Origin of the sequence: Glaciimonas sp. PCH181 (assembly GCF_003056055.1) — a bacterium.
Classification (GTDB): Bacteria; Pseudomonadota; Gammaproteobacteria; order Burkholderiales; family Burkholderiaceae_D; genus Glaciimonas.
In genome coordinates this window covers 21,226-34,596 of the sequence record NZ_PYFP01000003.1, presented here as the reverse complement: position 1 = coordinate 34,596, position 13,371 = coordinate 21,226, and the positions used below count along the sequence as shown (strand labels likewise).

Annotated in this window: 10 protein-coding genes; 9 read left to right on the top strand and 1 reads right to left on the bottom strand. The window is 50.9% G+C overall.

Annotation, left to right across the window (positions count from 1 at the left end):
* The first annotated feature begins 212 nt into the window (after nt 1-212).
* The 7 genes from C7W93_RS20875 to C7W93_RS20850 all read left to right on the top strand — a co-directional run bounded on the left by C7W93_RS20875 (nt 213) and on the right by C7W93_RS20850 (nt 10,364).
* A complete protein-coding gene (locus C7W93_RS20875; protein ID WP_108442282.1) occupies nt 213-1,334 on the top strand; it encodes a class I SAM-dependent methyltransferase in 1,122 nt (373 codons plus the stop codon).
* 22 nt (nt 1,335-1,356) lie between these two features.
* On the top strand, nt 1,357-1,575 hold the full coding sequence (locus C7W93_RS25185; protein WP_108442281.1) for a hypothetical protein: 219 nt from the start codon (nt 1,357-1,359) through the stop codon (nt 1,573-1,575).
* Nucleotides 1,554-1,829, top strand: a complete 276-nt coding sequence (locus C7W93_RS24510) for a hypothetical protein (protein ID WP_146177591.1) — start codon at nt 1,554-1,556, stop codon at nt 1,827-1,829. Before C7W93_RS25185 ends, C7W93_RS24510 begins: the two co-directional genes overlap by 22 nt.
* A 40-nt stretch (nt 1,830-1,869) precedes the next feature.
* The gene (locus C7W93_RS20865; RefSeq protein WP_161539968.1) at nt 1,870-7,251 is read left to right on the top strand and encodes a DUF4011 domain-containing protein; all 5,382 of its coding nucleotides are present in this window, start codon (nt 1,870-1,872) and stop codon (nt 7,249-7,251) included.
* Between the two features lie 189 nt (nt 7,252-7,440).
* Nucleotides 7,441-8,382, top strand: coding sequence for a DnaJ C-terminal domain-containing protein (locus C7W93_RS20860; protein ID WP_108442279.1), 942 nt, complete (start codon nt 7,441-7,443; stop codon nt 8,380-8,382).
* Nucleotides 8,383-8,384: 2 nt separating this feature from the next.
* Entirely contained in the window at nt 8,385-8,702 is a 318-nt protein-coding gene (locus tag C7W93_RS20855; RefSeq protein WP_108442278.1) for a chaperone modulator CbpM, read from the top strand.
* Between the two features lie 78 nt (nt 8,703-8,780).
* Nucleotides 8,781-10,364: a CYTH and CHAD domain-containing protein gene (locus tag C7W93_RS20850; RefSeq protein ID WP_108442277.1), complete on the top strand. Its 1,584-nt coding sequence runs from the start codon at nt 8,781-8,783 to the stop codon at nt 10,362-10,364.
* A gap of 19 nt (nt 10,365-10,383) precedes the next feature.
* Here C7W93_RS20850 and C7W93_RS20845 read toward each other — a convergent pair whose 3' ends face one another.
* Entirely contained in the window at nt 10,384-11,136 is a 753-nt protein-coding gene (locus tag C7W93_RS20845) for a helix-turn-helix domain-containing protein (protein WP_108442276.1), read from the bottom strand.
* A 496-nt stretch (nt 11,137-11,632) separates the two neighbouring features.
* On the opposite strand from C7W93_RS20845, the gene C7W93_RS20840 reads away from it, so the two are divergent.
* Together C7W93_RS20840 and C7W93_RS20835 are read left to right on the top strand one after the other, a co-directional pair.
* Nucleotides 11,633-12,085 carry a hypothetical protein gene (locus C7W93_RS20840; protein WP_108442275.1) on the top strand — a complete coding sequence of 151 codons (453 nt, stop codon included), beginning with the start codon at nt 11,633-11,635 and terminating at the stop codon, nt 12,083-12,085.
* A gap of 137 nt (nt 12,086-12,222) precedes the next feature.
* Entirely contained in the window at nt 12,223-13,365 is a 1,143-nt protein-coding gene (locus tag C7W93_RS20835) for an SLC13 family permease (protein WP_108442274.1), read from the top strand.
* Nucleotides 13,366-13,371: the final 6 nt, after the last annotated feature.

Genomic DNA, 13,371 nt, shown 5'->3' with positions numbered 1-13,371 from the left:
CTAAGCGCCGGGCCTCTTGCTGCTAGCACTGCTGTTGAGTATTTCATTAATGTTGCTGTTTGGCATCGATTGCGTTGCGTTTCTCAAAGCGTTATTAAAGCTTTATGTTTTACCGTTATTTTCTTTATTAAGGCAGCATTCATGCGCTCTCCAGCGTTCGCACACTTAATGTGCTTCTCCCAACAGTTTCTTCGCGTGCAGCAGGTTTCTGTATGAGCCAGCCTTTGATGATTAACTGGACCGAAGACGACCAGCCGCGCTCCATACGCTGGCATTCAGAAAGCGGCGCACCAGCGCCCAAGCGCGTAGTGATAGCGGATGACCGGATGACTGCCGATGCTGCTTTTCGACTGGCGTCGGAGGGTACAGCGATGTTGTGGCGTGGCGACTTTCAAAATGCACGCCAACTTTTGCAGGCGTTAGCACGTCGGACTGACCGAAAACCTCCTAAAGCTGCTACCACGCCGACTGATGTATTCAATTTTCATCGTCAGGCACAATCGCAGCGTGCGCGTACATTGGCGATGGTGTTGTTGCCTTTTGATGATAATTTCACGATTCCGCTGCGCCGTGCGCCGGATGTTAAGCAAGCCTGCCTGGAGGCTTATGGCCTCGCCGACGGCCCTTTTGTGGCTTCGCTAAGGGAGTTGCTGGGTTTGGTAGGGGCGCATGAATGGCGTAAAAAAGGCGTCGACATTCCGACGCTTGGGGATCGCATTCATCCGCATTACGGTGTGTTTTCGCCGGTGCGGGGTGAGTACATTGGTTTGGTGGCGGAAGCGCCGTTGCCGACGACTGATCTTGCGTTTGATATCGGTACAGGTACGGGGGTGTTGGCTGCGGTGTTGGCGCGTAGGGGAATTGCGCGAGTGGTGGCGACCGATCAGGACCCGCGTGCGTTAACCTGCGCTAGAGAAAATCTGGCGCGGTTGGGGTTAGATCAGCAAGTGACGTTGTTGCAGGCGGATTTGTTTCCGCCGGGACGTGCAGCGTTGATCGTTTGTAATCCGCCGTGGCTTCCAGCGCGGCCTAGTTCGCCTATTGAGTATGCTGTTTATGATCCGGAAAGCCGGATGTTGCGGGGATTTTTGCGTGGCGTGGCGGAACATCTTGCGCCGGGCGGTGAGGCTTGGTTGATTCTTTCTGATCTGGCTGAGCATTTAGCTTTGCGGTCGCGAGATGTTTTGTTGACGTGGATTGCTGAAGCTGGGTTGAAGGTGCTTGGGCGTATTGATGTTAAGCCGCATCATCCGAAGGTTGCTGACGATACGGATGCGTTGCATGTTGCACGTGCGGCGGAAGTGACTTCGCTTTGGCGTCTTGCGGTGAATTGATTTAATTAATTGAGGTAAAACTATGGCTAATAAACCTGCGCGTACACTTACTTTTAAGTGTGAGAAATGTACTAAACCGGTTCAGGTGTTTTTGCAGAAAGTGTCGGCTTGTTCGCATATTCAGCCTTATCAGGGAATTTGTAAATGTGGGGAGTTGAAGCGGCATGCTACTGGACAGAAGGATGCTGTTGAGGGGTATTTGGCGTCTGCTGATGGAGAATGGGCGCATCATCATCATTGATGTTGGTTTGGTTCGGTTATTTGGTAATTGAAACGGTTAATGCTCCGTTGATGCAAGCCGGTGGCGGCGCGGCTTGCATCAACGGAGCATTAACCGTTTCAACAACCAGCGAACCGAACTTTATCCCCAATTCCCACTCTCTCTCTCTCTCTCTCAATAATCCATCATCAAAAAAGATACCAAACATTCCCCAAGAATTCCAGGCCGATAGCGCTGCATATTTACACCCGCGTTGGTATGATGATGACCTTTAACCCGCAGTACAGCCCTAGATCACAAAAAGAAGAGGACGCAGTGTCGGAGAAGTCAGAGCACCCACAACAAGCAGACCAAAACGCCGATCAACAGTTTGATCAAGAAGCGTCACCCCAGTCCGCACCCAACATCACGATCACGGCCCAAATTGACGCCACGGTGAACTACGCGTCGTATCAAAATAACGTCCCTTTAATCCGCACATTATCGATCCAGAATCAAAGCGAAGAACCACTTCGAGACATCGAAATAGTCATCAAATGTGAGCCATCATTCGCCGACATCATGCGATTGAGGTTCGCCCACCTTGAGGCCTACGAAACTCGCCGTATCGACCCCATCGATTTAAAAATAGCACACCGTTATCTAGCCGAGTTAAACGAAGCCGAACGCGGCCGAGTGATCATTGAAGTCATAGCGAATAACACAGTAATAGCGACCGCCGAGCATCCGGTAGACGTCCTAGCTTACGACCAATGGGCAGGCACCCGCGCATTGCCCGAGTTACTAGCCGCATTCTCATTACCAAACAATCCCGTCATAGACCGCTTGATGTCCCAATGCAGCGAACTGCTGCACAAAACCGGCACCGGGCAGCACCTAAACGGCTATCAATCTAAAAATCGCGAAGATGCCTGGGCGCAGATTTCAGCGATTTATAGCGTCATCGCAGCGCTGCAACTGAACTACATCGAACCCGCCGCCTCGTTCGGCAACGACGGCCAAAAGATCCGTACCCCCGACCGCATTCTCAGCGGCGGTATGGTTACCTGCCTCGACTCTTCGATGCTGCTGGTGTCATGCATGGAACAAGCCGGACTCAATCCTTTAGTGATAGTCAAAAAAGGCCATGCTTTCGTCGGATGTTGGTTGATAAATACTACTTTGCCCAGCGCCGTATTTGACGATTGTCAGGCAGTCCGCAAACGTGTCGCCAGCGGCGAGTTACTTGTATTTGAAACCACCATGCTGACCCATCGACCGGCAGCGACATTACGTCTGGCCTGCGAAAACGGCCAGGAACAACTGCTGGCCGAAGACGAATTCCTATTCGCAATCGATATCAAACGTGCACGAATGGAGCAAATCAGGCCGCTGCCATCGCGCTCTTCGGTAACGGCGATGGACGATACGCCATCAGTAACGGTCGAGCCGCGCATTGAGCCGCCTCCCGCATTGCCGCCGCTGGATAGCGTCGCGATTGTGATTGATGAAGACGCGCCAGCTGAAACTGCGGACGGTCGTCTGGCGCGCTGGAAATCCAAATTATTGGATTTGACCCTGCGTAACCGGCTGATCAATTTCAAGCCTACCAAAGTCATGCTGCCGTTGCGCGTGCCAAATCCTAGTCATTTGGAAGATGAATTATCGGATGGCAAAGAATGGAAGTTCCGACATTTGCCGCTGATCATGGATGCGGTGAATCCCGCAGACCCTCGCGCAACTGCCATCGCGATACGCCGTAACGGTGAGGATCCCGTTGAAGCCGCCGCGCTGGAAGCCATGCAGATGCACGAACTGCTGGCAACTCTCGATGCCAAAAAACTTGATGCCCATTTATACGAGATTTATAGCGCCGCCCGTTTAGGTCTGGAGGAGGGCGGTGCGAATACGCTGTATCTGGCGCTAGGCTTTCTGCGTTGGACCGAAGATGAGCGCGCTGAGAAAACACTGCTAGCCCCGATATTGCTGGTGCCAGTCACGTTGACGCGGCAATCGGTGCGGTCCGGTTACGCCATTAAGCGCCATGACGATGAAACCATCATCAATCCGACGCTGATCCAGTTGTTGCGCGAAAAATTTCAACTCTCGATCAAAGGATTAGATCCTTTGCCAGTGGATGGTAACGGCGTCGATGTCGCAAAAATCTGGCAAATTATCCGTCTGGCAATTAATGACATACCACGCTGGGAAGTGCGTGAAGATGTCTATTTGGGAATATTTTCATTCACCAAATACCTGATGTGGAAAGATTTGCAGGATCGCAGCGAGCAGCTTAAACAGAATCGTGTAGTCAATCATTTGATTGAGCGCCCGCTAACCTCAATGGGCAGCGGCGTTGATATCGGCAGGCGCGAGGATATGGATCGGCGCCATGCACCCGATAGTTTGTTGACGCCTTTGTTGGCAGATTCTTCGCAATTAAATGCGATCAGTCGGGCTGGCGCCGGGCACGATTTTGCGCTGGAAGGGCCGCCGGGCACGGGGAAATCACAAACCATTACTAATCTAATCGCGCACTTTCTGGGGCAAGGAAAAACTGTCCTGTTCGTCTCAGAAAAAATGGCGGCGCTGGACGTGGTGCAGCGTCGTTTGAACGCGATTGGCCTGGGTCCGTTTTGCTTGCAATTGCATTCAGCCAAGGCAAAAAAATCTGAAGTATTAGAGCAGCTTCGTACCGCGATGAACGTCGCCCAGCATTTCACTAAAGATGACTGGAAACGTGAGGCCGATCGTTTAGGTATTTTACGGGCCGATCTGAATACTTTGGTGCAAGCGCTGCATCGCACTTATCCGCATGGCTTGACCGTGCGGGGCGCGACCGATAGCGCGATCTTGCATCATAAAAGTTGGGCAGCGGCGGTCATGCCGTGGATGAATCCAGATACGCACGACCGCGCCGGTCTGGAGGCGCTACGTGAGCTGGTGCGAACCATACAAGTTGTGGTGGAAGAACTGGGGCCGCTTCAACAACATCCGCTGCGGTTGGTGCGTCACACTGAATGGTCAAACGCGTGGGAAGAGCAGTTTCTTAAAACAACCGCCGAACTGGATGCCGCCTCTGCGCAATTGCAGTTTGCTGCTGCGGCGCTGGAATCCGTCTTCGGGCTAAGTTTGAGCGCGCCATCGCAAGCGGTGCTGGAAGCAATCGATGTGCTGATTGACGTTTTGTTGCAGGTGCCGCAGATACCCATCGGGATTGCTGCCAGCGGCGACGATGCGTCTACTCGCAGCGCGCTACAAAAATTACGTCAGAATGGTGAGCGCCGTGCGGCGTTTGCGCAAACATTGTCTTCTTTGGGCTTTACGCCCGAAATCGCGCGCGCTAATGGTATGCAGTTGGCAGAAGCCTGGAATCTCGCCCTACAAACATGGTGGCCAAAAAACTGGATTGCCACGCGCAGTGTTAAGACCCGTTTAGCGCTTTACACCAGCAATCAACAGCCACCAACGACGGCAGCCATACCCGTCGCGCTGAAGGCATTACGCGGTTTGAATGATGAAGATCAGGCGCTGAGTCTGATCGAAGCACAGGCCACGATTTGGTTGGGCAATGACTATCAGGGACCGCAAACCGATTGGACTGCGATTGCCCGCTACGAAGAGTGGGGACAGCAATTTGAGCTTGCCATCGCGCGCTTTGCTGCGACCGGCGACAGCGCTGCGGCCTCCGCTTTGGCAAATCGTTTACGTCAATTGGTCAGCCAGCAACGCGCTGCGCTAGGACCGCATGGCGCTTTGTCGACGCTGTTAGTTAACTTCAAAAATACGTTCCGCGAATTTACCTTGAAACTGGCGCAAGCGACCGAGTATGCCGGTGCCGGGCCTGAGTTTGCTGGCCCTGTGCATGCTGCGGGTCTGCCAACACGGGTGCGTGGCGTGGTTGCCGGATGGCAGGCGCAGCGTCGCTGGTTACGCAGTTGGTGTAAATGGCGTGGGCTGCGCAAGCAGGCGGTCGATGCCGGTATCTCTAGCGTGGTGCAGGCGATTGAGCAGGATCGGATTGCGCTGAAAGATCTGGCCCATTACGTTGAGTATTCTTATCAGGTCTGGTGGCTGAAAATGATTACCGATCAGGAGCCTGTGCTGCGGAATTTTTCTAGCGCCGATCATGATCGCAAAATTCGTGAATTCCGCACCTCGGATGCGCGTTTTCAGCAACTGACTGAGCAATATTTACATGCGGTGTTGGCAGGAAAAGTACCACGCGTAGAAGCCGGTCAGAAGCCGGATGCCGAGATGGGCTTAGTCTTGCGTGAACTTGCCAAGCAAAAAGCCCATTTGCCGGTGCGTAAGCTAGTGCGCGGAATTCCGACTTTGTTGCCGAAGTTAAAGCCCTGTTTGTTGATGTCGCCGTTGTCCGTCGCACAATATCTGGACGCCGCCCATTCCAGTTTTGATCTGGTCGTTTTTGATGAAGCGTCGCAAATTTTGGTGTGGGATGCGGTTGGTGCGATTGCGCGTGGGAAACAGTTGGTGGTGGTGGGCGATCCAAAACAATTGCCGCCGACCAGCTTTTTTGCCCGTGCCGACGACGATGATCAGTCTGATGCCGATGGTGAAGATGCCAGCGTCAGCGATCTGGAAAGTATCCTCGACGAATGTCTGGGTGCCGGCTTGCCGACTTTGCGGCTGGAGTGGCACTATCGCAGTCGCCACGAGAGCCTGATTACGTTCTCTAACCACCGTTATTACGATTCGCGACTGATTACTTTTCCGTCGCCGGTGACGCTGGATCAGGCGGTGCGCTTGCAGATGGTGGCGGGCGTCTATGATCGCGGTGGCAGTCGGACTAATCGTGCAGAAGCCGACGCTATTGTCACTACGATTGTTGCTCACTTTGGTGATGACAGTCGTCGCCATTTGACGATGGGCGTGGTGACGTTTAACCAGCCGCAGCAACGCTTGATAGAAACACTGCTAGACGAAGAGTTGCGCAAAGCGCCTGAACTGGAACAGCGGATTGCAGAGCATGGCCCGGAAAAATTGTTTATCAAGAATCTTGAAAATGTTCAGGGTGATGAGCGCGATGTGATTTTGTTTTCGATAGCCTACGGTAAAGATGCCGCCGGTCGGATGCCGATGAATTTTGGGCCATTGAATAAAGAGGGCGGACAACGCCGCCTTAACGTCGCGATTACACGGGCGCGGGTGGGCGTAACGATCATCAGTTCGATACGGCCTGAAGATATCGATATTTCACGGACCCGTGCCACCGGTGTGATCGATCTCAAAAACTATCTGGAATTTGCACAAAAAGGCGCGCGTGCTTTAGTCGAACAATCGATTCCTACCGGACGCGAACCGGACAGCCCGTTTGAGGTAGAGGTTATTCGTGCTTTGCGGAATCGGGGCTGGGTTGTGCATCCGCAAGTCGGTTGTTCCGGCTATCGACTCGATATCGGCGTCGTGCATCCAGATCATCCCGGCACGTTTTTGCTGGGCGTTGAGTGCGACGGCGCGACGTATCATTCGCTGCCGACTGCCAGAGATCGTGATCGCCTGCGGCAATTGGTACTGGAGGGATTGGGCTGGGCGTTGCACCGTATCTGGTCAACCGACTGGTGGACCGATTCTGAACGGGAAATGGCGAAGCTGGAAAAAGTGCTGCTTCAAAAGCTGGCTGAGTCGACCCCTGTTGTTGCAGAAATCACACCAGAACGGATCGAAGAGAATGTTTTCCTGGTGGAAAAATTTTAAGTCGATACGAGCTACATTTTGAGCTGCATTTTGAGTATCTTGTATCGGTGTTATTTCTGTTTTTCTGTGTGCAATCGTACAACCAGTGATGGATAGATGCAGTAAGATTGGCTTTAACAGAAGTTGAGCGCAATTCACCAGAAAGATATTCATTATGTCCATTCTTGAACATTTACGTTGGGCGCGAATATGAAATTCAAAGATTATTACAGCGCCCTTGGCGTCGAGCGCGATGCCACTGCTGCTGAAATAAAGCAGGCTTATCGCAAGTTGGCGCATAAATATCATCCCGATGTCTCCAAAGACCCGGAAGGTGAAGAAAAATTTAAAGAAGTCGCGGAAGCCTATGCGACGTTAAAAGATCAGGAAAAACGGGATGCTTACAACCAGCTAGGACGTCATCAGCCTGGTGAAAATGTGCAACCGCCACAAGACTGGCAGCAAACATTTAATGAATCTGGTGCAAGTTTTGTTGATGTCGATATGGCCGATATTTTGGCGGCTTTTGCAGCGTCGCGCCATGCTGGCGGTCAGCCGCATCAGCGGCGGCCTTCGCACGGGCAGGATTACGAAGTAAAAGCGCCGATTACGCTGGAGCAGATTTATGCCGGTGGCGAAATCGACGTTAATTTGAATTTGCCTGAATACGATCAGCAAGGTCTGCAACATCGGGTGCCCAGAACCTTTAGGGTAAAGGTGCCGAAAGGTGCCGAAGACGGTCAGCGTTTGCGTTTGCCGGGTAAAGGCGGGCAGGGCAGTAATGGTGGGCGAAATGGTGATCTGTACGTGATTATGGTGCTGATCCCGCATCCCTTGTATCGGGTTAGCGGCAAAGATCTTTACATTGATTTGCCGTTGACGCCGTGGGAGGCCGTGCTGGGCGCCAGCGTTCAGGTGCCTACTTTGGGCGGCAAAGTCGAGTTGACGATTCCTGCTGCGACCGCTGCAAATCGCCAGTTTCGTCTGGCCAAGCGTGGTCTGCCATCGACTAGCGGCGAAAACGGCAATTTGTTCGCCGTCGTCAGGATCGAGGTGCCAAAACCCGTGACACCACGCGAACAGGCATTATTCGGACAACTTGCGGCCGAGTCGACTTTTAACCCGCGCGCGCACTTCAATACAGGAGGTTAGCAATGCGTACCCATATTGTAGAGGCGATTTGGCTCAACGATGCAGGGCTTTGTTCCTTGGAGCAATTGGCAGAATACTCAGGCTTGACGCGGGCAGAACTACAGGATCTGGTGGAAATGGGCGAAATTGCGCCGACCAGCGTAGATGCTGAAAATGATTTGTACCAGACGCATTACATCGTTATCGCCCGAACCGCCCGTCGGTTAAGGGATGATTTTGAGCTTGATCGGCATGGTTTGGCGGTGGCGCTGAATTTGTTAAGGCGGATTCGCGATCTGGAGGCAGAGCTGAGTACCGCACAGGCCAAGCTGCCGCAGTGAGTGTGCTGACCAGATTTAGCACAATAAGGCCCGCATCACGTCGTAGTGCGCCAGCCATCATCAGAAACCGAGATCGCGATGGAAATCGAACTAAAATTACTCATTTCGCCTGACGCCGTTAGCGCGTTTCGGCGTCATCCCTTACTCAAAAAGCTGGCAATCGCCAAGCCGTATAAACAACAACTCATCAGTACTTATTTTGATACGCCGGATTGCATCTTGATGCGGCATCGGGCCGGGTTACGTGTCCGCCAGGTTGGCAATAAATTGATTCAGACGCTAAAAGCTGGTGGGCAGGTTGATAGCGGTTTGCATCAACGCAACGAGTGGGAGTCTGAAGTAAGCGCGCTCGCGCCCGATTTGCTTGCCTTGCGGGAAATGCTAAAACCGAAATCGGCGTGGGATAAGTTGTTATCTAAGCCAGCAATGGTGGCGCAATTAACACCGCTATTCACTACACAGTTTCAACGTAATGTCTGGTTATTACGCTTGCCGCAAGGCGATGAAGTTGAGTTGGTGCTGGATGAGGGCCAGATTCAATATGGTGCGGATGCCAATGTCGTTGCGGACATGGTTACGCCGATTTCTGAAATTGAACTAGAGTTGAAGTCGGGAGAGGCTGCGAATTTATTTGCCTTCGCGCTAGAACTGCAAAAAACGATACCGTTACGCCTCAGCAATATCAGCAAGGCCGAACGCGGTTATCGCTTATATCGATTGCAAACAGACGATATAACAGAGGTAATTCCTGTTGAAATAGCGCGTGCAGCGCCGCTGGATATCCTGGACAAAAAGACCGTAGCGCAAGGATTTCAGGCAATTATTGCGAATTGCGTGGCCCAAATACAGGGTAACGAAGCGGGACTTTTATCCGGGACCGATCCGGAAAACGTCCATCAAATGCGGGTTGGCGTACGTCGGTTACGTTCCGCGCTTGCCATTTTTAGCGATGCTATTCCATTCCCGCCATTTTTAGAGGAAGAATGTGAATGGTTAGGTCAGCATTTGGGCGCTGTGCGGGATTGGGATGTATTTGCCGGGACGACGCTAGATGCAGAGGCGCTGGGCTCGCCAGATATGCCGGAGTTTCAGATGTTGCGGCAAGAGGCGCTAAAGATTGCGCAAAATAACAGAGCAAAAGCGATTGAGGTGGTTAATTCTGACCGCTATGCGCGATTGTTATTGACGTTGGGCGCGTGTGCTCATGGTGTTGAAATCAATTTGACAGAAGATGCGCCGATGCCGATCAAGGTTGGTGCCTCATTGCAACATTTCGCATCGGAGCAATTGGCGCACTATCAGAAAAAATTGCATAAGCGCGGCAAGGGATTACGCCGGATCGACGCGGCGCAGCGCCACAGATTGAGAATCGCGGCAAAAAAATTGCGTTATGCCTTAGATTTTTTTGAATCGCTTTATCCACCCAAAAAAATCGCCATTTTTATTGCGGGATTGCATAGTTTGCAAGATGCGTTGGGTGCGTTGAATGATGCCAGCGTCGCCGGTCGACTATTGCAGCAGTGCTTACATACGCGCCCTGAGCTTGCCGAAGTTTGTGGCTATGTGCGCGGTTATTCTGCGGCGGGAAACAAGAAAACGCTTGGCGAGCTAAATAAGCTATGGAAAAAATTCAAGCAGATAGCGCCGCCGTTTGAGAAATAGTGCGATATTTTTATCTGGATTATTTGCCTTCTACCAAAGCGTGTAAGGCGGGAAGGTTCAATAATTCGATTTCGCGATTATTGGCTTTTACCCACGCTGTTTTCTTAAATTGCGCCAACAAGCGACTTATTGTCTCGTTGGTCAGCCCTAGGAAATTGGCGATTTCCTCACGCGACATGCGTAACTGGAAGTTGGTGGCTGAATATCCCCGCGTTTTATAACAGTTCGATAAATTAAGCAAAAACGCGGCGAATCGTTGCTCTGCGCGCAGATTGCCTAATTGCAGCATCGCTGTGTGATCTTGGGCAATTTCCCGACTCATCATGCGATGAAAGTGACGCAGCATAATCGGTACGTCGCGTAATAACCCTTCGAGTTCAGCAAAGGGGATTTCACATACCTCACTGTCTTCCAGTGCAACGGCATCGCATTGATGGCGATTTGCGCTGATGGCCTCCATTCCGAGTATCTCGCCAGTCATCTGAAAGCCGGAAATGTGATGCGCACCATTGGCATTGACTTGATAAGTTTTGAAATGGCCTACGCGGATAGCATAGAGATTGATAAATGGGTCATTCATCCGATACAGCGCTGTGTCGCGGGCGATGCGCCGACGATGCCTGACAATTTTATCTAACCGATCCATTTCAAGCTCGGTCAGCCCCATCGGCAGACATAGCTCCCGCAAGTTGCAGCTTCCACAACGCACTTTTACATTCAGCAGCACGAGTGGTGAATGCGGCGTTAATGACGTCGTTGTTGTTGTGACCATCTTGACTAGTCCAATTTAAAAATAAAAAAGACAAAGACAGGGATGAAATTTTAAGGTCAGCTGTGAGGAAAAGCACTTACTGTGTTTGTGCGCCTTCCGCAATATTGTCTGGCGGTATCAAGCTGCCTTAGGGTGTAGTTTTAACGAGGCAGTGTCAGCATAAATATACAGAAGACTATTTTTATTTGATTTAAAAATTGATGCAGATCAGTAAAAATGTTGTCTTTATTGTTACGATTGTAATCGGAATTGGCTGTTCTGCAAGCTGATTTTCATCGTTGCCGGAACCAGATGTACAGAGGATTTCTGTGTGGAAATCATTGCGCGATGTGGGATAGATAACGTGCGAAAAAAAGCCACCATGATGTGCGGTTTATTCATCTAGCATCAAGCGGGCAGGTCTTGCTAGTGCAACAAATTTTCTTGAAAGCAGGGAGAAATTGAATACGCTAATAGAGCAGGATGGTCTTGTTATAGGGCGAAATGGGGGATAAAAATGAAGCGCATTAAATTAATCAAAGCAGGCAAAACAAGCCTCGCCATTTTAGGGTTATGCGGCTTAGTGCCATTGTGCGTTTGCCAAAATGCGCTAGCGCAATTGCCGCCGCACAGCAGTGAAGCGAAGAGTCCGGCAGCGTCGGATTCACACCAAAAAATGATGGGATTTGAGGCGCAACGCGATGTATATTTAAAAGATGCGCATCAGCAATTGGCCGAACTGAAAAATAGGATTGAAGTATTAAACATTAAGGCGAAGAAATCAGGGACGGCAGCGAGGGCGCGATTGGAAGTGGCGGCTCAAAACTTTCAGCGCGAATGGAATGATCTGGAGCAAGCGTGGGGAGAGTTGAAGAGCAGCGGTGAGAGTAAATGGGAGCAGGCCAGAAATGATCTGGATGCCTCCATAAGGAAATTGCGTGCGGAGATAGAAGGTACTTCGAAGCCATAATCCCCTATGTCCTGCTTTAGATGTCAGAACGCGTGAATATAGTCAGCTCTACAATAGTTGGATTGTGAACTGTTACACTATCGCCACATTAGCGGTGAAAAATTCCAGAATCTAAAAATAATTGTGCAAAAAAATTAATGACAAGTCACGCTGAGATAGTTGAGTTATCTATAACGCCGTCCCTGATTACAGCATTACGCAAAGATTATTTTTTCTGGATTTTGTTGATCCTGCTGCTGCTATTAACCGTTGTTTCCCCTACGCATATTACCGAATATCCTGACCTGGTTGATTGGCCGACGATCGCCACCTTGGCGGGATTACTTGCGCTGACAAAAGGGGTGGAGTTAAGTGGTTACTTATCGCGATTGGCGGGACATTTAACGGCCTTGATGCCGACTGAGCGGGCATTGGCTGTTTTTCTGGTACTGACTACCGCATTGTTATCGATGTTATTGACCAATGATGTCGGATTGTTTGTTATGGTGCCGTTGACGCTTAGTTTGCGTACGACCGTTAAATTGCCGATAACCCGTTTGATTATCTTTGAAGCATTGGCGGCGAATGCTGGATCGGCGCTGACGCCCATCGGTAATCCCCAGAATCTTTTTCTTTGGCAGCTTTCCCATTTATCTTTTCATCACTTCGTCGTCGCGATGTTGCCCATGGTGTGTATTTTGCTGATTCCATTGGTGTTATTAACGTTGGTCGCCTTTCCTGGACTGAAACTGTCGGTGGAAGAGAATACCGCTGCCGCGCTAATTAATCGCAAGTTACTATTCTTATCGCTGGCAATGTACGTGCCGTTTTTAATCCTGACCGATCTGCACTACGCGATACCAGCAGTGATAGCGGTAGGCGTGATCTTTGCCGTAGCGCAGCGAAATGTATTAGCCCGCATTGATTGGGCATTACTGCTGGTATTCATCTTAATGTTTATCGATTTGCGTTTGGTGGCGCAATTGCCGATGGTGCATACGTGGATAGAAAGTGTGGGTTTGGGACAGCCGCAACGACTTTATGTTGCCGGAATCGTGGCATCGCAGTTCATTAGCAATGTCCCTGCCGCGATATTGTTGGCGGAATATACCAAGGACTGGCGATTAATTGCCTTTGCGGTCAATGTTGGTGGTTTTGGTTTTATGCTCGGCTCGCTGGCAAATATCATCGCGTTGCGTATGACGCCGGACAAAAAAGCCTGGATTACCTTTCACGCATATTCAATACCGTTTTTGTTGGTCGTCGCGGGGATGGTGTATGTCTGGCTATTTATTGTGTAATGCGAA